General features: G+C 60.4%; 17 protein-coding genes, 1 tRNA gene and 2 rRNA genes (1 of these 20 cut by a window edge). 11 read left to right on the top strand and 9 right to left on the bottom strand.

The genetic code is table 11. The features are described from left to right. The 5 genes from BFN67_RS07765 to BFN67_RS07745 form a co-directional block, all read left to right on the top strand. Positions 1-2,284: ribosomal RNA gene (locus BFN67_RS07765) — 23S ribosomal RNA — on the top strand (it extends 632 nt beyond the left edge of the window). A 172-nt stretch (positions 2,285-2,456) separates the two neighbouring features. Beyond that, positions 2,457-2,571, top strand: a 5S ribosomal RNA gene (rrf, locus tag BFN67_RS07760). A 326-nt stretch (positions 2,572-2,897) separates the two neighbouring features. Further along, a tRNA-Met gene (locus BFN67_RS07755) sits at positions 2,898-2,974 on the top strand. A gap of 222 nt (positions 2,975-3,196) precedes the next feature. Then, on the top strand, positions 3,197-4,306 hold the full coding sequence (gene hisC / locus BFN67_RS07750) for a histidinol-phosphate transaminase (protein ID WP_080919054.1): 1,110 nt from the start codon (positions 3,197-3,199) through the stop codon (positions 4,304-4,306). 9 nt (positions 4,307-4,315) lie between these two features. Next, entirely contained in the window at positions 4,316-5,260 is a 945-nt protein-coding gene (locus BFN67_RS07745; protein WP_192856778.1) for a prephenate/arogenate dehydrogenase family protein, read from the top strand. A 14-nt stretch (positions 5,261-5,274) separates the two neighbouring features. On the opposite strand, the gene BFN67_RS07740 is transcribed toward BFN67_RS07745, so the two are convergent. After that, positions 5,275-6,273: a DUF2125 domain-containing protein gene (locus BFN67_RS07740; RefSeq protein WP_080919052.1), complete on the bottom strand. Its 999-nt coding sequence runs from the start codon at positions 6,271-6,273 to the stop codon at positions 5,275-5,277. A gap of 100 nt (positions 6,274-6,373) precedes the next feature. On the opposite strand from BFN67_RS07740, the gene BFN67_RS07735 reads away from it, so the two are divergent. Next, the gene (locus BFN67_RS07735) at positions 6,374-6,895 is read left to right on the top strand and encodes a gamma-glutamylcyclotransferase (RefSeq protein ID WP_080919051.1); all 522 of its coding nucleotides are present in this window, start codon (positions 6,374-6,376) and stop codon (positions 6,893-6,895) included. Positions 6,896-6,929: 34 nt separating this feature from the next. Next, positions 6,930-7,880 carry an aldo/keto reductase gene (locus tag BFN67_RS07730; RefSeq protein WP_080919067.1) on the top strand — a complete coding sequence of 317 codons (951 nt, stop codon included), beginning with the start codon at positions 6,930-6,932 and terminating at the stop codon, positions 7,878-7,880. 26 nt (positions 7,881-7,906) lie between these two features. On the opposite strand, the gene BFN67_RS07725 is transcribed toward BFN67_RS07730, so the two are convergent. From BFN67_RS07725 to ftsE, 4 genes are all read right to left on the bottom strand, one after another. Next, the gene (locus BFN67_RS07725) at positions 7,907-8,707 is read right to left on the bottom strand and encodes a lysophospholipid acyltransferase family protein (RefSeq protein WP_080919050.1); all 801 of its coding nucleotides are present in this window, start codon (positions 8,705-8,707) and stop codon (positions 7,907-7,909) included. 75 nt (positions 8,708-8,782) lie between these two features. Beyond that, positions 8,783-9,403 (bottom strand): YdcF family protein, encoded by a 621-nt coding sequence (locus BFN67_RS07720; protein ID WP_245295184.1) that lies wholly within the window; start codon positions 9,401-9,403, stop codon positions 8,783-8,785. A gap of 199 nt (positions 9,404-9,602) precedes the next feature. Further along, positions 9,603-10,586, bottom strand: a complete 984-nt coding sequence (locus BFN67_RS07715) for a cell division protein FtsX (RefSeq protein WP_080919048.1) — start codon at positions 10,584-10,586, stop codon at positions 9,603-9,605. Then, positions 10,579-11,238, bottom strand: a complete 660-nt coding sequence (gene ftsE, locus BFN67_RS07710; protein ID WP_080919047.1) for a cell division ATP-binding protein FtsE — start codon at positions 11,236-11,238, stop codon at positions 10,579-10,581. Before ftsE ends, BFN67_RS07715 begins: the two co-directional genes overlap by 8 nt. A gap of 223 nt (positions 11,239-11,461) precedes the next feature. On the opposite strand from ftsE, the gene BFN67_RS07705 reads away from it, so the two are divergent. The 3 genes from BFN67_RS07705 (at position 11,462) to BFN67_RS07695 (ending at position 13,164) form a co-directional block, all read left to right on the top strand. Beyond that, entirely contained in the window at positions 11,462-12,043 is a 582-nt protein-coding gene (locus tag BFN67_RS07705; RefSeq protein WP_245295182.1) for a hypothetical protein, read from the top strand. A 129-nt stretch (positions 12,044-12,172) separates the two neighbouring features. Next, positions 12,173-12,715 (top strand): hypoxanthine phosphoribosyltransferase, encoded by a 543-nt coding sequence (gene hpt / locus BFN67_RS07700; RefSeq protein WP_080919045.1) that lies wholly within the window; start codon positions 12,173-12,175, stop codon positions 12,713-12,715. A 71-nt stretch (positions 12,716-12,786) separates the two neighbouring features. Then, positions 12,787-13,164, top strand: a complete 378-nt coding sequence (locus BFN67_RS07695; RefSeq protein WP_080919066.1) for a response regulator — start codon at positions 12,787-12,789, stop codon at positions 13,162-13,164. 27 nt (positions 13,165-13,191) lie between these two features. On the opposite strand, the gene BFN67_RS07690 is transcribed toward BFN67_RS07695, so the two are convergent. From BFN67_RS07690 to argH, 4 genes are all read right to left on the bottom strand, one after another. Beyond that, the gene (locus BFN67_RS07690; protein WP_080919044.1) at positions 13,192-15,768 is read right to left on the bottom strand and encodes a TIGR02302 family protein; all 2,577 of its coding nucleotides are present in this window, start codon (positions 15,766-15,768) and stop codon (positions 13,192-13,194) included. A 133-nt stretch (positions 15,769-15,901) separates the two neighbouring features. Beyond that, positions 15,902-17,167 carry a diaminopimelate decarboxylase gene (gene lysA, locus BFN67_RS07685; RefSeq protein WP_080919043.1) on the bottom strand — a complete coding sequence of 422 codons (1,266 nt, stop codon included), beginning with the start codon at positions 17,165-17,167 and terminating at the stop codon, positions 15,902-15,904. Positions 17,168-17,233: 66 nt separating this feature from the next. Continuing rightward, positions 17,234-17,440 carry an LPS translocon maturation chaperone LptM gene (gene lptM / locus BFN67_RS07680; protein ID WP_080919042.1) on the bottom strand — a complete coding sequence of 69 codons (207 nt, stop codon included), beginning with the start codon at positions 17,438-17,440 and terminating at the stop codon, positions 17,234-17,236. 68 nt (positions 17,441-17,508) lie between these two features. After that, a complete protein-coding gene (argH, locus tag BFN67_RS07675) occupies positions 17,509-18,909 on the bottom strand; it encodes an argininosuccinate lyase (RefSeq protein WP_080919041.1) in 1,401 nt (466 codons plus the stop codon). Positions 18,910-18,942: 33 nt separating this feature from the next. Here argH and tlpA point away from each other — a divergent pair, with 33 nt between their 5' ends. After that, complete coding sequence (tlpA, locus tag BFN67_RS07670; RefSeq protein ID WP_080919040.1) at positions 18,943-19,635, top strand: thiol:disulfide interchange protein TlpA; 693 nt, start codon at positions 18,943-18,945, stop codon at positions 19,633-19,635. Positions 19,636-19,752 lie beyond the last annotated feature (117 nt).

Below are 19,752 nucleotides of genomic sequence, written 5' to 3'. Positions count from 1 at the left end.
CACCCCGACAAGGGGAGTGAAAGAGTACCTGAAACCGATTGCCTACAAACAGTAGGAGCCCAAGGTTCGTCCTGGGTGACTACGTACCTTTTGTATAATGGGTCAGCGACTTAGTGTGACGAGCAAGCTTAAGCCGGTAGGTGTAGGCGCAGCGAAAGCGAGTCTGAACAGGGCGTTCAGTTCGTCGCATTAGACCCGAAACCGAGTGATCTAGCCATGAGCAGGTTGAAGGTAAGGTAACACTTACTGGAGGACCGAACCCATATCTGTTGCAATAGATTGGGATGACTTGTGGCTAGGGGTGAAAGGCCAATCAAACTCGGAAATAGCTGGTTCTCCGCGAAATCTATTTAGGTAGAGCGTCGACCGAATACCCTGGGGGGTAAAGCACTGCATGGGCTAGGGGTCCTCACCGGATTACCAAACCTAAGCAAACTCTGAATACCCAGGAGTACTAGTCGGCAGACACACGGCGGGTGCTAACGTCCGTCGTGGAAAGGGAAACAACCCTGACCTACAGCTAAGGTCCCCAAGTTATGGCTAAGTGGGAAAGGATGTGAGGATCCCAAAACAACCAGGATGTTGGCTTAGAAGCAGCCATCATTTAAAGAAAGCGTAACAGCTCACTGGTCTAAATAAGGGTCTTTGCGCCGAAAATGTAACGGGGCTCAAGCCATACACCGAAGCTTAGGGTTCACGAGCAATCGTGAGCGGTAGCGGAGCGTTCCGTAAGCCGATGAAGCCATACCCGTGAGGGATGGTGGAGGTATCGGAAGTGCGAATGCTGACATGAGTAACGTAAGGGGAGTGAGAGACTCCCCCGCCGAAAGTCCAAGGGTTCCTGCTTAAAGTTAATCTGAGCAGGGTTAGCCGGCCCCTAAGTCGAGGCGGAAACGCGTAGACGATGGGAACCACGTTAATATTCGTGGGCCTGTGGGTAGTGACGGATCATGTGTGTTGTGAGGTCTTATTGGATTGATCTTGCAGCGAAGTGGTTCCAGGAAACAGCTCCCACTTATAGACCGTACCCGAAACCGACACTGGTGGACTGGTAGAGTATACCAAGGCGCTTGAGAGAACTATGCTGAAGGAACTCGGCAAATTGCACGCGTAACTTCGGAAGAAGCGTGACCCTTTTTTGCGCAAGCAGATGAGGGTGGCACAGACCAGGGGGTAGCGACTGTTTATCAAAAACACAGGGCTCTGCGAAGCCGCAAGGCGACGTATAGGGTCTGACGCCTGCCCGGTGCTGGAAGGTTAAGAGGAGGGGTGCAAGCTCTGAATCGAAGCCCCAGTAAACGGCGGCCGTAACTATAACGGTCCTAAGGTAGCGAAATTCCTTGTCGGGTAAGTTCCGACCTGCACGAATGGCGTAACGACTTCCCCGCTGTCTCCAGCATAGACTCAGTGAAATTGAATTCCCCGTGAAGATGCGGGGTTCCTGCGGTTAGACGGAAAGACCCCGTGCACCTTTACTATAGCTTTACATTGGCATTCGTAGTGGCATGTGTAGGATAGGTGGTAGGCTTTGAAGCCAGGGCGCCAGCCTTGGTGGAGCCACCCTTGAAATACCACCCTTATCTCTATGGATGTCTAACCGCGGCCCGTTATCCGGGTCCGGGACAATGTATGGTGGGTAGTTTGACTGGGGCGGTCGCCTCCTAAAGAGTAACGGAGGCGCGCGATGGTGGGCTCAGAACGGTCGGAAATCGTTCGCTGAGTGCAATGGCATAAGCCTGCCTGACTGCGAGACTGACAAGTCGAGCAGAGACGAAAGTCGGTCATAGTGATCCGGTGGTCCCGCGTGGAAGGGCCATCGCTCAACGGATAAAAGGTACGCCGGGGATAACAGGCTGATGACCCCCAAGAGTCCATATCGACGGGGTTGTTTGGCACCTCGATGTCGACTCATCGCATCCTGGGGCTGGAGCAGGTCCCAAGGGTATGGCTGTTCGCCATTTAAAGCGGTACGTGAGTTGGGTTCAGAACGTCGTGAGACAGTTCGGTCCCTATCTGCCGTGGGTGTAGGAATATTGAAAGGATCTGTCCCTAGTACGAGAGGACCGGGATGGACGGATCTCTGGTGGACCTGTTGTGGCGCCAGCCGCATTGCAGGGTAGCTATATCCGGACGGGATAACCGCTGAAGGCATCTAAGCGGGAAACCCACCTTGAAACGAGTATTCCCTGAGAGTCGTGGAAGACGACCACGTTGATAGGCCGGGTGTGGAAGAGCGGCAACGCTTGAAGCTTACCGGTACTAATAACTCGATCGACTTGATCGTTCTCATTCCTAATGTTCATCAACCAGCGCTCACGCATGAGCGGCCCTTCGGGCCTGTGCTCCGCGAGGGCGCCGGATAACCGGCGACGCGCAGTCGCGCTTGCGGGCGGTGCCCGAAAGCAATTGCATCGCCAGGCACAAAACAGCTTCTCGAACAATGTGCGCTTTGCCGACCTGGTGGTTATGGCGGAGCGGCTGCACCCGATCCCATTCCGAACTCGGCCGTGAAACGCTCCAGCGCTGATGGTACTTCGTCTCAAGACGCGGGAGAGTAAGTCGCTGCCAGGTCTGCCAAACGCACATTGAAAATCTTCTCCTTACGATGCGGCCCGCAAGACGGGGCTCAAGGCCCGAATGCGGCCTTCCTGTCGATGGAGTTGTCCTTCGGAAACAAAGCTTGTCTTTGCCATTGGATGCAGGACCAGGAGCATCCCGTTCGCCGGCAACGGTCGCAGATCTCGAAGGCGCACAAACAAAAAGCCGGGCTGAACCCGGACGCTCAAAAGCTTATCGCGGGGTGGAGCAGCACCCCGTCCCGCCGCAGGGCCGCAGGGCTCCGAGAAGGGACAAACAGGAAAAAGACCGGGCTGCCCCGGCATCGCCGAATGGCTTATCGCGGGGTGGAGCAGCCCGGTAGCTCGTCAGGCTCATAACCTGAAGGTCGTTGGTTCAAATCCAACCCCCGCAACCAAATCTCTTCCAAATGACAGCCCGGACACATAGGTAACAGTTTGTCCCTAAGACAGGGCCTCCAGCTCGTGCCGAACCGGGTTTCCTGATTCTCAGGATCGACCCAAAGCAGCCCTTCGGCCGCCCCAAAGTTGCAAAACACCAGCCCGGTCTCGACATGGGCGTCGATGGTCTGTATCTCCGGTGCGGCGCTGGCCGCCAAGCCTCTCGACGGACCTTCAACATGGAAAAGACAGAAGATCAGGCACGTCCCCGCCCTCGCGCGGGTATCATGGACATCGAAGCCTATGTGCCGGGCAAGAGCGCCGCGCCGGCCGGCCTGAAACTGCATAAGCTGTCTTCCAACGAAAACCCCCTGGGAGCGTCGCCAAAGGCTATCGAGGCGGCGCGCGAAGTGGCAGCAAAGCTGGAGCTTTACCCCGACGGCGCGGCCATGCGGTTGCGCCAGTCCATTGCCGATGTGCATGGGCTGAACATCGCCAACATCGTCTGCTTCAACGGTTCGGACGAGGCGCTGGGGCTGCTGTCGCGCATCTATCTGGAACCTGGCGACGAGGCCATTTATACCGAGCACGGTTTCCTCGCCTATCCCATATACGTCAAGGCTGCCGGCGCGACGCCCGTGGTGGCGGCTGAAAGCGGCGAGCGCGTCGATGTCGATGCCATTCTGGCCGCTGTCACGCCACGCACAAGAATGGTGTTTGTGGCCAATCCGAACAATCCGACAGGCACATATGTTCCGTTCGAGGAGGTGCGACGCCTGCATGCCGGCCTGCCGAAAAACGTGCTTCTGGTGCTGGATGCGGCCTATGCCGAATTCGTGCGCCGCAACGATTACGAGGCCGGCGTCGAACTGGTGGCGGGAAGCGAAAATGTCGTGATGACGCGCACCTTCTCCAAGGTGCACGGGCTGGGCGGCGCGCGCATTGGCTGGTGCTATGCGCCGGCGCATATCGTCGAGGCCATCGAGCGCGTGCGCGACCCGTTCAACGTGACGGCGACGGCGATCGCCGCCGGGACGGCTGCGATGCGAGACCGCGGCCATGTCGAGCGTTCCGTCGCCCACAACGAGACATGGCTGCCCTGGCTGACCGAGCAACTGACGGGGCTCGGACTGAGGGTGACGCCAAGCGTCTGCAATTTCATCCTGATCCATTTTCCCGATGACGGCAGGCATTCGGCTGCCGCGGCCGACGATTATCTCACCGCGCGCGGGTATATTCTGCGGCGCGTTGCCGGCTACGGTTTTCCCAACGCGCTGCGGATGACGGTCGGAACCGAAGACGCCAATCGCGGCGTGGTCGCCGCGCTCACCGAATTCCTGAAAAGTTAGATTCCAATTATGTCCACTCCCATGTTTGAAAAAATCGCGCTGATCGGCATTGGCCTGATCGGCTCGTCGCTGGCGCGTGTTATCCGCTGCGAAAATCTTGCCGGCCATCTCGCCATTTCGACGCGCAGCGCCGATACGCTGAAACGCGCCGAGCAATTGAAGCTGGGCGACAGCTACACCACCGATCCGGTGGAAGCGGCGCGGAACGCCGATCTTGTCATTGTCTCGGTTCCAGTCGGCGCCTCCGGCGCTGTGGCCGAAGCGATTGGCCCGGTGTTGAAGAAGGGCGCCATTCTTACCGATGTCGGTTCCACCAAGGCGTCGGTCATCGCGCAGATGGCGCCGCATGTGTCGCAGGGCGTCCATTTCATTCCCGGCCATCCGCTCGCCGGCACGGAAAAATCCGGCCCCGATGCCGGCTTCCCCGATCTGTTCAAGAATCGCTGGTGCATCTTCACGCCGCTTCCCGACACCGAACCGGCAGCACTTGAACGGCTTTCGGAATTCTGGCGGCGCTGCGGCGCCAATATCGACACGATGGACCCGGCCCATCACGACATGACGCTGGCGATCGTGTCGCATCTGCCGCACATCATTGCCTACAACATCGTCGGCACGGCGGACGATCTTGAGGCGGTGACCAAGTCGGAAGTCATCAAATATTCCGCCTCCGGCTTCCGCGACTTCACCCGTCTCGCGGCCTCGGATCCGACCATGTGGCGCGATGTGTGCCTGCACAACAAGGATGCGATCCTGGAGATGCTGGCACGGTTCTCCGAAGATCTTGCCTCATTGCAGCGCGCGATCCGCTGGGGCGATGGCGACAAGCTGTTCGACCTGTTTACCCGTACGCGCGCCGTGCGCCGCTCGATCATTGAAGCTGGCCAGGACATCGATGCGCCGGATTTCGGCCGTCAGGCGGTGGGGAGCCCGGAAAAGAAAACGGCCGAATAGGCTGACGTTCCCGGCTATTGCAGCGGCCCGATCCGGCCCAGTGGAATGAAGCCAAGCGCCGCCTTGCCCTTGACGATCTTCAACGGCATGGAAGGCGCCTTGCCGAACATGGCAAGGGCAGCGAACCCCTGCCGGATTTCGCTCGCTTTTTCGGGAATGGCGCCGGCCAGTATCGCTGCGACAGCGTTCGGATTTTGCAGGCTGATCTTGAGGCTGGCGTCGATCAGGCCATCGGCGTTGACCGAGATAGGTCCGGACAGCGAGACCTTCGCATCCCCCGATGACAGGTCGAGATAAGTAATCTCGGCCGCCTGGCCGCGCAGGCCGCTGACTTTGGTGGCGAGCAGGGCAAGTCCGTTCTTGATGTTGATGATCCCACTGCCGGCGAGCGGCGGGAGGATACGGCCGTCGAGAGCTTCGGGGTCGATTTCGAGATCGGTGAAACTGCCGCGATAGGCGAGATCGAGGCCATTCGGCTGAAATTGCGCCTGCGCCTGGGCGGCGCTGAAAAGCTGCACCGGCTCGCTCTCATCGACGGGATCGGTCTGGCCGGACAGGCCATCGGCGGTGAGCGTGACATCGCGTGGCGTCGAGAATGAGAGTTTTATGTTGGCACGAAAATTGTCCCAGTCGATCCATAGCGGCGGCGTGCCGGGAATGGCGGTGCGCAACGGTGCTTCCAGTCTGGCGCGGGCATCGAACGGCCATAACGGCGTGACTGTGGTGTAGAAGGCGCCGGCCGAGGCGGCGATGTCGCGCGCGTCGTCCTGATAGGCGACATTGTCGCAGGTCACGGTGAAGGAGAAGGGGAAGCCGCTGACCTTGAGATTGGTACAGCCGGCGGCGACGCCTCTGGTATTGAGCGCGGCTACCGCGCTGTCGGCCTCCTTCTTGAGACGATCGGCCATCCAGAACCATCCGGCGCTGTACGCGCCGAACGTTACGGCAAGCGCGAGGACGAGCCATCGCCAGCGGCGGCGCGGCTTCGCGCGGCTTTCATCGCTTGACGTCATGCTGTGGCTCCCGTTAACCCCATGGTTCGGCAAGGTTCGCGCCGGAGAGTGGCCGATTCGGCTTTGCCTTGCATCGTTTTCCTGTAACCGGCTTGGCGATATGGGCGATTTTTGGGTTTTTGGCTATGGCTCGCTGATCTGGCGGCCCGGTTTCGCGCATGTCGATGCCAGAAGGGCGCGACTTTTCGGCTATCGCAGGGCGCTGTGCATCTATTCCTTCGTGCATCGGGGAACGCCCGAGCGGCCCGGCCTGGTGCTGGGATTGGACCGCGGCGGCTCCTGCGTCGGCGTGGCGTTCAGGGTTCAGGGCAGTCTGCGCGGCGAGGTGATTGCATATCTGCGCGCCCGCGAGCAGGTGACGGGCGTCTATCTCGAACGCACGCTGCCGGTTCGACTCGAAACGGGCGAGACAGTCGAGGCCGTCGCCTATATTGCCGATCGCGCGCACGAACAATACGCCGGTGCGCTCGACGAAGCCCGCGCCGCTGTCATCGTCAAAGGTGCAGCCGGTCAATCCGGCCCGAACGAGACCTATGTCGCCAGTACCGTGGACCATCTGGGAACGCTTGGCATCCGCGATCATTGGCTCGAAAGAGTGGCGCGATTGGTTGCGCCTTCGTGAACGGCCTATCGGCCAAACTCAGGGAGATTTGATCTTGCAGAAACGTGGTCTGGGTCGTACCGACCTCACCATCACGCCGCTGGTCTTCGGCGGTAACGTATTCGGCTGGACCGCCGACGAGAAAACCTCTTTCGATCTGCTCGACCGCTTCGTCGATGCCGGTCTCAATGCCGTCGATACCGCAGACGCCTATTCGCGCTGGGTGCCGGGCAATTCCGGTGGTGAATCAGAAACAATCATCGGCAGATGGCTGAAGGCGCGCGGCAATCGTGACCGGGTCGTGCTCATCACCAAAGTCGGCTCCGATATGGGCCAGGGCAAGAAGGATCTGTCGCCGGCCTATATCGAACGCGCGGTGGAGGCTTCGCTCAAGAGACTGCAAACCGATTCGATCGATCTTTATCTGTCTCACTGGCCGGACCCCGCCACGCCTTATGAGGAGACGCTCGGTGCCTATCAGCGACTCATCGAAAAGGGAAAAATCCGGTTCTGCGGCGCTTCCAATCTCGATGCAAGCCAGTTGCAGGCGGCATTGAAGGTGGCAAGTTTGCGCGACCTGCCGCGCTATGACGTCTTGCAGCCGGAATATAATCTTTATGACCGGGCAAGTTATGAAGGGCCGCTGCGCGATTTGTGCATGGCGGAGGGTCTTGGCGTTATCACCTATTACAGCCTGGCCATGGGGTTCCTCAGCGGCAAATACCGCAGCATGGCCGATCTCGGCAAGAGCGTGCGCGGCGAGGGGATCAAGGGCTATCTCGACAAACGCGGTCTTGCGATTCTCGATGCTCTCGATCAGGCCGCCGCGCGGCACTCGGCCAAGCCGGCGGAGGTTGCGCTTGCCTGGCTCATCGCGCAGCCGGGCGTAACCGCGCCAATTGCCAGCGCAACCAGCGTGGAACAGACTGATAGCCTGATCCGGGCAGCGACACTGACCCTCGACGCTGCGGAGATCAGGCAGTTGAACGACGCAAGCGCCCCGTGAAAGCGGTTTGAGTCCGAGCCATCAGGTCAGGATTGAATTTTTTGTGCTTCGCCCAGTTCCTGAAGCCGCCGCATGGCGGTCGGCGGCATGGGTGGCGGATTGGCTGCGCGTGATGCTTCCACAAGAAGCCGATCGCAGGCCGCCTCTGTTTCGCTCACCAGCCGCCCCATGAATTCCTCCTTGCTGAGACCGGGCGGAATTGCTGGCAGGAAGCGCGCATGGATGGTGCCGGGAAAGCGCAGGAATTTGCGGCGAGGCCAATAGAGACCGGCAACATGCGCCACGGGCACCACCGGCACGCCGAGTTGAGTGTAAAGCTCGACGATACCCCATTTGTAATTCGCTTCGGCGCCGGGCGGCCGCCTCGTGCCTTCCGGATAGATGATCAACTGGCGCGGATTGCGGGCAAGTTCGGCTTTTGTGGCCTTGACCACGGCGCGAAGCGCCTTGGAACGGTTGCCGCGATCCACCGGGATCATGCGCATCTTGAGGATGTACCAGCCGAAGAAGGGGATCCATGTCAGCTCGCGCTTGAGGATATAGAGCGGATCCTCAAGGAAGGGAAAGAAGGCAATCGTGTCCCAGAAGGACTGATGCTTCGGTGCGAGGATGAACGAGCCTTGCGGCAGGTTCTCCTGCCCTTCGATCCTGCTTCTGGTGCCGGCGATCCTGTCGTAAAGCCAGAGGCTCGACCGGGACCAGAATTTGGGAACGAACCATGCGATGTGGCGCGGCGACAGGAAATAGAACGGTGCCCAGACGATCATTTGGACGATCAGGCTGATATAAAAGGCGAAATTGAACGCCAGCGAGCGAATCTGAAGCATGGGCAGGACCGTCAGGATAGAACCCGCGCTGGTTACACCAAGAGTCGCGAAAAAGGAAATCGGCGATGGGCCGAGTCAGCGCTTGACGCTTCCCGTCATGGTCCTCGCATCGGCGAGGGCGACGCCATCGACGGTCGGGCGCAACGGCAGGACACTGCGGGCCAGCGCCAGCAGATATTTGTTGTATTCGGTAAACAGGACCCGAACGGCTTCCGGCTTGGTCAGCCAGATTCCGTTATCCAGATAGGAATTGACCACCGGGTAGGGCTCGAGCTTGGCATGGTGCAATTGCCGGCCGACTTCCAGAAGGCTGCGCGGCATATGATAGTTGTTGGTCACCAGGATGATGGTGCCATAGGCGTGGCTCTGCACCCACTTGGCGCTTTCCTCGGCATTGCCGATCGTGTCGAGCGCCGTGCGGTCGAGATCGACGCAGCATGAAAACAAGCTCTTGTCGCCGCCAGTCGCCATCTGCAATTCATGGCGGGTCGCCGAGGGATGGACACCGCTGATCAAGAGACGCTCGCCCTTGCCGCTCTCCAGAAGTTCCATGGCCGCGTCAAGACGCGACTGCCCGCCGGTGAGAACGATGATGGCATCGGCCTTCTGTTGGTAGGTAGGAGTCCGCAAATGGCCGACATAGCTGGCGAACCAGCCGAAACCGCACACGAACAACATGACGACGCCGACGATCATTCCGCCGGCGGCGCGCAACAGCCACCATTTGCGGCCACGAGGCCGCAAGATCCCAGCCGTCGGGGGCGCCATGCCTGCCGTCTCGCTCGAATCCTGCCCACTCATCATGCAATGGTTAACCCGGAAATGCGGTGTTTGGTAGAGCGGCACAGCACATTACGTTACGAACGCCTTGTCTTCGTGATTTCCATTCATCGCCTCAGCCCTCCGTCTGGCGCTGGTCGAGATCGCTGAGATAGGCGATGACCGTCGCATGGGTGGTTGCGGCGGTCAGCGCGGCAATGATCAGCACCATCAGGAAGACGCCGAGATAACCAGCGGAGCCGATGGCGAAATTGCCGAAAAGCGCGCTTGCCTGGTCCGCCTGCGGGGTGGCCATATTGCGCGATGTCCACCAGGAAAAGACGATGAACACGACGATTGCCGACAGTCCGCCGGAGGCTGCGCCCTTGATGCCTGTTATCAGGAACTGGCGGCGGAACTCGCGCGCGATGAAGCTGGCTTCGGCGCCGACGAAATGCAGCACTTCGATGATGTGGCCGTTACCGGCCATCGCGCCACGGGTGGCAAAGACGACCGTGAGCACCGTTGCCGATAGCATCAGCGCAAGGATGGCCACGCCGATCGTCACCGTGGTGTGAGCCATGGCTACGAGCCGATCGACCCAGGTGCGGTGATCGTCGAGATTGGCGCTGGGCAGCTTGGCCGTGATGGCTGTGCGCAAGGCGGCGAAATCCGGCGGCTGGTTTTCGTCGATGGTAACGATGACGAGGCGCGGAACCGGTAGTTTGTCGATATCGAGATTGGTCCCGAGCCATGGCTCCAGCAGGCGCGCGGTCGCCTCGCGATCGACGATGCGGGTGCTCTTCACGCCGAGAAATTGACCCGCGACAGCGGCGGCGGTGGCAAGCGCCTTGTCCATATCCAGCCCGTCGAGCGGTTTGATCTGGATCGTCGCCTCGCGCGAAATCTGGTTTTCCCAGACCGAGGCGGTGTCGCGCACCAGCGTCACCGCGCCGAAAGTCAGGCAGGACAGGAAGGTCATGATCGCAACCACCGACACCAGCGCGCGCCCGGCGATGTTCTGTGCCGGCACGATCGGCGCCATCTTGCGGATCGCACGCGTCGCCTGGTCCTGGCTGTCATGCGTCGCTTCGGCGTAGGTTTGGGAAAACTCAGTCATAGATATCGAGCCTTCCGCCGGAGAGGATCAGCCGCCGTGCATCGACCTGTTCCATGAGCCCGATGTCATGGGTGGCGATCACCACCGCCGTACCAAGCCGGTTGAGTTCGATGAACAGGCGCAGCAGGCGGCGTGCGAGTTGTGGATCGACATTGCCGGTCGGTTCATCAGCCAGCAGCATTTCCGGCTGTTCGATCAGGGCACGAGCAATCGCGGTACGCTGCTTTTCACCGCCTGAAAGCACAGGCGGCAGCACATGCATGCGTTCGCCGAGCCCAACCCATTTCAGCAGTTCCGTCACGTCGGTGCGATAACTCGATTCCTCGCGCCCACGCACCCTGAGCGGCAGCGCAACATTCTCATAGGTGGTCATATGGTCGAGCAGGCGGAAATCCTGGAACACCACGCCGATGCGGCGGCGCAGCAGCGGCAGTTCTGTGCGCGAGATATGCGAGCGGTCCTTTCCGAACACGGTGATCAGCCCGCGTGTCGGCTTCAGCGACAGAAAGAGCAGGCGCAGCAGCGTCGTCTTGCCGGCGCCCGAGGGACCGCTCAGGAACTGGAACGAGCGCTCGGGAACCTGCAGCGAGATATCGCGCAGGACTTCCGGCCCCATGCCGTAGCGCAGACCGACATTTTCGAAACGGATCACGGTTGGCGACCTGGATTTTGTGTGGACGGCGCACCGCCTTTGATCTCTGGACGACCATCGGTCCGCATGGTTAACGGGTGGTTAATTTCAGTGATTTTCAGGTGCGGCAAGTCGGCTCCGATGGCTAAACATTAACCATTTCCGTTTACGTCGCACAAACGGACAGTGAACAAGGGCCATGATGGCTAAAGAGTGCACGCCACGCCCCGTTTTCGGCGAAATAATGGCCGGGCCGACGTCGTCCACCGGCGCAGGCCGTTTCAGGCCGATAGATGCGCTCGATGCCGATTTTGAAAGCGTGCCAAAGCCGCGCCCGGACATACAGCCGCCCCGACTGCCGAGCGCGCCTGCGTTATCCGGCATGGACATGCTATGCCAGGAAAAAGCCGTTTCCCCGTCATGGCAAGCGCGGCGCGGTGCGCCGATATTCTGGAGCGCAGGTCTCGGCGTCATTCTCGTCGCCTTCTGGGTTGCCGGCGGTCACGCGTTCATACGCTCGCTTTTTCCTGTCGCAGACGCACGGGCGGCAAATGCACTGAACCTGTCTGTCGTGACATCCCGTGTCGATGTGTCGGGCGAGAAGCCGATGCTGCTCATCGACGGCGAAGCCGGCAACAATGGAAACCGGGCCGCACCGCTGCCGCCGATCGACATAAGCGTCAAGGACAATGTCGGCGCCACGATTCGTTACAAGTTGGGGACAGCGGGCCGCACATTGAAGCCTGGTGAGAGTTTCGCCTTTTCCAGCCGGCTTGAGGCTCCTAGAAACGGAGTAGAATCCGTTTCCGTTACCTTTGCGGAATAGATTCTGATGTAGAGCGGTTCGGGTCTTTACTGAATCGGTGGAAGCGCTCTATCCACTTGTTTCAGCCGCATTTCCAGACGCAAAACCGCTACACACTTTTGCTGGAAATGCCTTAGGAAAGGCAGCCTTATGCCCATAGTCCGCGGCAAGTCGATCGAAGTGCTTTTTTCGGCCTCCACCATTGCACGACGCAATCTGGAACTGGCCAAGGAAATCGCCGGCCGGGATTTTCACGATCTTCTGGTCGTCTCTATCCTCAAAGGCTCTTTCGTTTTCGCTGCCGATCTCATCCGCGCCATGCACGACGTCGGCCTGTCGCCGGAAGTCGAATTCATCTTCATTTCAAGTTATGGAGCGGGCACGGAGAGCGGCGCGGTGCGCGTGCTGCGCGACATCGACAATGAGGTCGCCGGCCGTGATGTGCTTTTGATCGACGACATCCTGGAATCTGGCAAGACGTTGCAGTTCACACGCGAACTGATGCTGTCGCGCGGAGCCAAAAGCTGTTCGGTCGCGGTACTGCTCGACAAACACATGCGCCGCCAGACTGCGCTCGATGCTGATTATGTCGGCTTCGACTGCCCCGATTATTTCGTCGTCGGGTACGGCATGGATGTTGGCCACGCCTTTCGCGAATTGCCGTTCGTCGGTGTCGTCAAAGGCGATGCCTGAGCCCGCCAAAAAAACACAACGGCCACATTGGCTTCAGAGAAAGTCAACTTTTGGCCGCCAAGTATCACGGCATGGCAAAGCTTCTGATCGTTGAGGACGATGAATCCGTCCGCACCCTCGCAGCCCGCGCTCTGGAGCGCATGGGCCATGTTGTCGATGTCGCGGCGGACGGCGCGCAAGGCCTTACGGCTATCCGCGAGGCGCGCGGAGAGTATGATCTCGTCGTGTCGGATATCCGCATGCCGGAAATGGACGGAATTGCAATGGCGATTGCCGCGGCTGCGCTGTTTCCCGGCTTGAGGATCATGCTAATGACCGGCTATGCCGAGCAGCGCGAGCGTGCCGAGGAATTGCACGGCATCGTTATCGACGTGATGCAGAAGCCGTTTACGCTGGCCGAAATCCGCGACCGTGTCGGCCGTGCGCTCGCCGGGGTCGTTGCCGCCTGATTCGCAAAGACGCCGACCGGTCGGCTGCTATTTGAGATCCAGCAACCGTTCGAGGTAGCTGCGCTCGATGTCGGGCGACAGGGCGTCGCCGAGGCGCTTGCGGATGGCGTCGAGAATGCGCCGGGCGCGCTGCACGTCGATTTCATCAGGCACCTTTACCGAATCGCCGAAGTCCGGCCCGTTCGTGGCGCGCGGGCGGCCGAGCGGGTCGCGGTCGGCATTCTGACGCCCACCCGGCTTGGCGCCGCCCTGGTCGCGCTGCATGGCCTGTAATTGCTGCATCATGTCCCGTGCGCCCTTGCGCAGAGCCTCCAGCGCCCGACCCTGATTGGCCACCGCGCTTTCGCCTTCGCCTTCGCCCAGCGATTTGCCGGCATCGCCCATGGCTTCTCCGGCCTCGCCGAGCCCCTTGTTGGGCTTCATGCCCAAACCTTCCAGCCCCTTGCCGAGTTGCCCCAACTCGCCGCGCAACTTGCCCTGCTCCTGCTGCAACTGCTTCATGGCGTCGCTGAATTCCTGCGGTGACATCTGCCCGCCGCCCGGCTTGCCGTTTTGGCCTTGCTGTTGGCCGAACGGCTCCTCCTGGCCGGGATCGTCGCTTTCGCCCATCTGCTGATCGCGGTTCTGGCCGCGTTGCGCCTGGTCCATGCGGAAGGTCTCGTTCATCATTTCCTGCTGGCGACGCATGATTTCGCCGAGCTTGTCCATCTGCTGGCGCATTTCATTGTTCTGCTCGCCCGGCTGACCCGGTTGGCCGGCCTGCAGATTGTTCATCATGTTCTCCAGTTGCGACAGCAATTCCTGTGCCTTGTCGCGATTGCCGGAACGCGCCAGATTCTCGATCTGATCCATCATGCGGTTGAGATCGCTCGGGCGGAGTTCCTGGGCATTACCGGGAATCCGAGCCGATTTCTGATCCTTTTGGCGCTGGGCGAATTCGCGGAGATAATCATTCATGGCCTGACGCAATTCCTGCATCGCCTTGGCGATCTCCTCGTCGCTGCCGCCGTTCTTGAGCAGGTTCTGCAGGTCCTGCTGCGCTTGCCGCAGCCGCTTTTCGGCATCCGAAAGGTCGCCTTCCTCGATGCCGAGTGCAATGTCCCACAAATAGGAAACGACATCACGCAACTGATCGTCGGTCGAGGCGAGCTTGAGACGACTGCGCGCACTCATGATCGCAAGATAATGCCCCATATTGTCAAATGTATCTTCGGGACGAAGTGTGATCGCATCCATCAGTTGGAGCACGCGCGGCTTGGCCAAAGCGTCGAGTCCCAAAAGCCGCCGCTGTTCGATGATGGAGCGCGCGAGTGGATTGGCGAACGGGCGCTCCGGCATCACGAAGGTCCGGGTTTCGCTGCGTGCTGTTTGTCCGGCATCGTCCGTAGCCACAAGGATCAATCGGATCATGCTGCCCGCCCAGACATGCTGTGTCAGATCCTTTGTGGTCTTGGCGGCAGCCGCCTTGTCGCCGCGGCGCGGCAGGGCAAGCGGCATATCTGGTGCGGCGTAAAGTGGGTGTGCCTTCGGCTTCTGCGCATCGGCAAGGCTGAATTCGGCACTCGCTTTGGCGGCACCATAGTCGTCCGCGATGCGGTAATTCAATTCCAGGGTGCCATTGGCCGCCTGCGTCGGTTCGCCGACGAACTGAATTTGCGGCGGCTTGTCAGGCGTGATGGCGAAAACCCAGCGGCCGATCTCATTCGGCCCGGAAGCCAGCACAAGCGCACCGTCGGCATTGATCTTGCCAGTGAACTTGCGCACGGCGGCCGCCGCTTGCGGATCGGATTGCACCTTAGGTGCATCGCCGGCCGGATCGAACAGATGGGCCGGGCCATTCTTGCCAGTATAGCTGAGAGCCTCCTTGCCGGAGCCACCGGTGACGCGAACCGTGAACTGGCTTCCCGCCGGAATGGTAAAGCTGCCGTCGGGCACGTTTGCACTCAGGAAGACGGGAGGCTTGCGTGTGTAGGGAGGAGGTGTGACCCAGGCATCGATGCGCGGCGGAACGGCCTCGGCCGCCGGTTGGACGCGGAAAGCATCGCTGACGCTGCCGCCGCCCGATCCAAGCGAAAATGCAAAACCCACCACAAGCAGCAATACAGGCAGGGCGCGCAGACCCCAGCGGTCATACTCCGGAACACGAGTGCGCGGCAGGTCGGCACGCAGCGTGTCGAGTTGCTCCGCCATGCGCCGCTGATGCTCACGCCAAAGTGCCTGCGAGAAGCCGTTTTCATGGCCGCTCGGCTGGTCGCTCTGTACCAGGATGGGGTTATGCAGCAGCGCGTTGGCGGTTTCCAGACGCCGATCGATGTCGTTTGCCGTGGGCGCGCGAAAGAAGCGCATCGGATAAAGCGCGGCGAACGCCGCCAGCCCGATGATAACAGTGAGCCCGAGGCGCAGCATTTGCGGCAAGGCGGCGAAGACGCCGAGCCAGGCCAGACCGAGAAAAAGGCAGACAACCAGCACGAGCGGCAGAACAAGCGGCCAACCGCGCTCGACCAGCATGATCGTGCGCGTCGCTGTTCGACCGAGCGCCAACCTAGCCTTGAAGCGGTTGGCCGCATCGATCGCAGGTCGCTCATTTGCGGGTCGCTCGATCATCGGCCCTCTGTCACCCGCGCCCCATGCCCGGAGTTTCAGGCGCGCCTTCCAGCAGCACCTTGACCCTTAGCATAGCAATAAACACGGCAAAGGCGAGGCAGGTTCCCGCTTCATGTAAGCATGCCGACCCTGCTCAGAGCCACTCCGGCACAATGTCGAGACCGATCAGGTCGTCATAGCTGCGGCGAGGCCGGATAACCGCAAAACGGTCGGATTCGACCAGCACCTCAGGCACCAACAGCCGGGTGTTGTAGGTGCCGGCCTGCACCGCACCATAGGCGCCTGCCGTGCCTATGGCGATCAGATCGCCCGCGTTCAATTTCGGCAGGTCGCGGTCCAGCCCGAGATAATCGCCGGTCTCGCAGACGGGGCCGACAACATCCACCTTCATCCGGACGGCATCGGCCGGCGACTGCACCACCGGGCGGATATCATGGTAGGCTTCGTAAAGGGTAGGGCGGATCAGGTCGTTCATGGCGGCATCGACGATGAGGAAGTTTCTGGCGTCGCCTTCCTTCACATAGATCACCTCGGAGACAAGGATGCCGGCATTGCCGACAATCATCCGGCCGGGTTCGAACATCACCTTGAGATCGAGCTTGCCGACATGCTTCTTGACGATCTCGGCATAGGCGTCAGGCAGCGGCGGTGGCGCGTTGTCAGCGCGGTAGGGGATGCCCAGCCCGCCGCCGAGGTCAATATGCTCGATGGCGTGGCCGTCGCCGCGCAGCACATCGACGAGATCGACCAGCAGCGCAAAAGCATCGTCGAAAGGTTGCAATTCGGTGATCTGGCTGCCGATATGGGTGTCGATTCCGGTGACGCGAATGCCCGGCAAACTGGCGGCGCGGGCATAGACCTCACGCGCCCGCTTCCATGCAATGCCGAACTTGTTCTCGGCCTTGCCTGTAGAAATCTTCTTGTGTGTCTTGGCATCTACATCGGGGTTAATACGCAGGGAAACCGGCGCGACTTTGCCAAGCGCCGTGGCGCGTGCCGACAACCGTTCCAGTTCCGGCTCGGATTCGACGTTGAAGCACAGGATTCCGGCGTTCAGCGCGAAATCCATTTCGCGCGCGGTCTTGCCGACGCCCGAAAACAAGATCCTGTCGGCCGGGATGCCGGCGGCAAGGGCGCGGCGCAACTCGCCCTCCGAAACCACGTCGGCGCCGGCGCCTTCCTTTGCAAGCGTCCTGAGTACCGCCTGGTTCGAATTCGCCTTCATCGCATAGCAGACGAGCGCGTCTAGGCTGCTGAATGCATCGCGAAAAACCCGGTAGTGGCGGGTCAGGGTCGCCGTTGAATAGCAATAGAACGGCGTGCCGACGGCCTCCGCGATATCGGGCACCGCCACACCTTCGGCATGAAGCACGCCGTTACGATAATCGAAATGGTTCATTGAATATCAAGCTCGGATGTGGAGGCAATGCAGGAGTGGCGGTATAAAAATCCTTTATGAGCCGCCTCAGATCAGCGGATCGAGAATGAACGGCTTGTTCGTCTCGGGTTTCTGCGGCTCCGGCGGCAGCGGCTCCTTGGCTTTCTGCGCATCCTTGCGGGCCTGTACGGCGGCATCGTAAGGCGTGTCGAGATCGCCCTTGCGGCCGCAGGCCGTTACCGCGGCCATGGCTGCGAGCAGCGTCAATGTCATCAAAATCCGGCTTGCCGTCATGGAAACATCCGTGAGTATGATTTGTGCCCGCTGCTTTTAGCCGAGTTTTGCTGCCATTGCACCCGCCATCATGCCTTGGCGAGACGCTTCTTCCATGCGCGCACCTGCTTCCTGACCTCGGACGGCGCGGTGCCGCCGAAGCTGGTGCGGCTTTTCACCGAGTTCTGCACCGAGAGTACCGAAAAGATGTTGTCGGTGATGCCCGGATGGATCGACTGCAACTCTTCAAGCGCCAGCTTTTCCAACCCGACCTTTCTTGATTCGGCCAGCGCCACGGCGCGGCCGGTCACATGATGCGCCTCGCGGAAAGGAAGGCCGAGCGTGCGCACCAGCCAGTCGGCCAGATCGGTCGCCGTCGAATAGCCGGCACCGGCGGCCTTTTTCATGGCGGCTTCATTCACGGTCAGGTCGCGCACCATGCCGGTCATGGCCGCCAGCATCAGGTCGAGCGTCTCGGCGGTGTCGAACACCGCTTCCTTGTCTTCCTGCATATCTTTCGAATAGGTCAGCGGCAGGCCTTTCATCAGCGTCAGCAGCCCAACCAGATGGCCATTGACGCGCCCGGTCTTGCCGCGCACCAGTTCGGCCGCATCGGGGTTCTTCTTTTGCGGCATGATCGAAGAGCCGGTGGAGAAGGAATCGGAAAGCCGCACGAAGCCGAATTGCGGCGTGGACCAGATCACGATCTCTTCTGCCAGACGTGAAAGATGCGTGGCCGAGATTGCCGAGATCGACAGGAATTCCAGCGCGAAATCGCGGTCCGAAACGCTATCCAGAGAATTACGGGTCGGTTCGCGGAACCCCAGCGCTCTCGCCGTCATATGCCGGTCGATGGGGAAGCTGGTGCCGGCAAGGGCTGCGGCGCCAAGCGGGCTTTCATCCATGCGCGCCATCGCATCCCGGACACGCGACAGGTCGCGCGCAAACATCTCGACATATGCCATGCAGTGATGGCCGAAGGTGACGGGCTGCGCCGCCTGCATGTGGGTGAAGCCGGGCATGACGGTTGCGGCGTGCTCTTCAGCTCTTTCAAGAAAGGCGGCGATCAGCCCTTTCAACGCTTCCGCGACACGGGCAAGCTCATCCTTGACCCACAGACGCAGATCCACGGCCACCTGGTCGTTGCGCGAGCGCGCGGTGTGCAGCCGCCCGGCGGCCGGGCCGATCAGTTCGGCAAGCCGAGCCTCGATGTTCATGTGGATGTCTTCGAGTTGCGTCGAGAAGCTGAACTTGCCACCTTCGATCTCTTTCAGAATCGTGTTCAGTCCGTGAGCGATTTTTGCTTGATCGTCCGCCGAAATGATGCCCGTTTCGGCCAGCATCTCGCTATGGGCAAGCGAGCCGCTTATGTCCTGTGCGTAGAGTTTCTTGTCGAAGCCGATGGACGCGTTGATCGCTTCCATGATCGCGGCCGGGCCCGAGGCAAATCGTCCTCCCCACATCTGGTTGCTGGTCTTGTCCTTGCTCATCGCTATAACCCGTGTCGCGGAGATTTTTTGAAAATGGCAGACGAAAAAAAGCTCTTTCCGGCCCCGCGCCTTATCCTTGCCGCCTTGGTGGCAGGCGTTTTAGCGGGTGCGGTTGCGGTATATGTCAGCGAGAGCCGTCTTGGCAACGCGACGCCGCCGCAAACAGTGGCCCTGGATCAAACCAGGGATAATGCCTTGTGCGCCGCCAAGGCCGGCGAGGCCAAGACGGTGGCCGCCGCCGCTACCGGCCAGGTGGCGGCACTCTTGCCTGCCGATCCGCCGCAATCGCTGAACAGCCTTTCCTTCGATGGGCCGAACGGCAAGCCGATGAGCCTTGCCGATCTGTCCGGCAAGACGGTGTTGCTCAATCTGTGGGCGACATGGTGCGCGCCCTGCCGTGCAGAGATGCCGGCACTGGATACGCTTCAAAAGGAAATGGGCGGGAAGACCTTCGAGGTCGTTGCCATCAATGTCGATACCGGCGACGCTGACAAGCCGGAGAAGTTTCTCAAGGAGATCGGGGTGGAGAATCTTGCCCATTATCGCGATGCGACAATGGGTGTGTTCAACGAGGCCAAGACGCGCGGACTGGCACTTGGCCTGCCGGTGACAATGCTGGTCGATGGCGAGGGGTGCCTGCTTGCCCACATGAACGGGCCGGCGGAATGGTCCAGCCCTGACGGGAAGCGGCTGATCGAGGCGGCACTGAAGAACCACAGCCTCTGAACCTGAGCGGCAGCGCCATTTTTACCAGAAACGAACTTCATACGAAAATAGTGTGAAAATCCACGAACGGCCAACAAAAGCGTTGTCCGTTTGTCATATTCCATCAATACTCCCGTT

The sequence above is a fragment of the Manganibacter manganicus genome (genome assembly GCF_002075885.1).
GTDB classification, from domain to species: domain Bacteria; phylum Pseudomonadota; class Alphaproteobacteria; order Rhizobiales; family Rhizobiaceae; genus Mesorhizobium; species Mesorhizobium manganicum.
The sequence above is the reverse complement of the archived record's forward strand: the minus strand, read 5'-3'. Positions and strand labels throughout refer to the sequence as shown.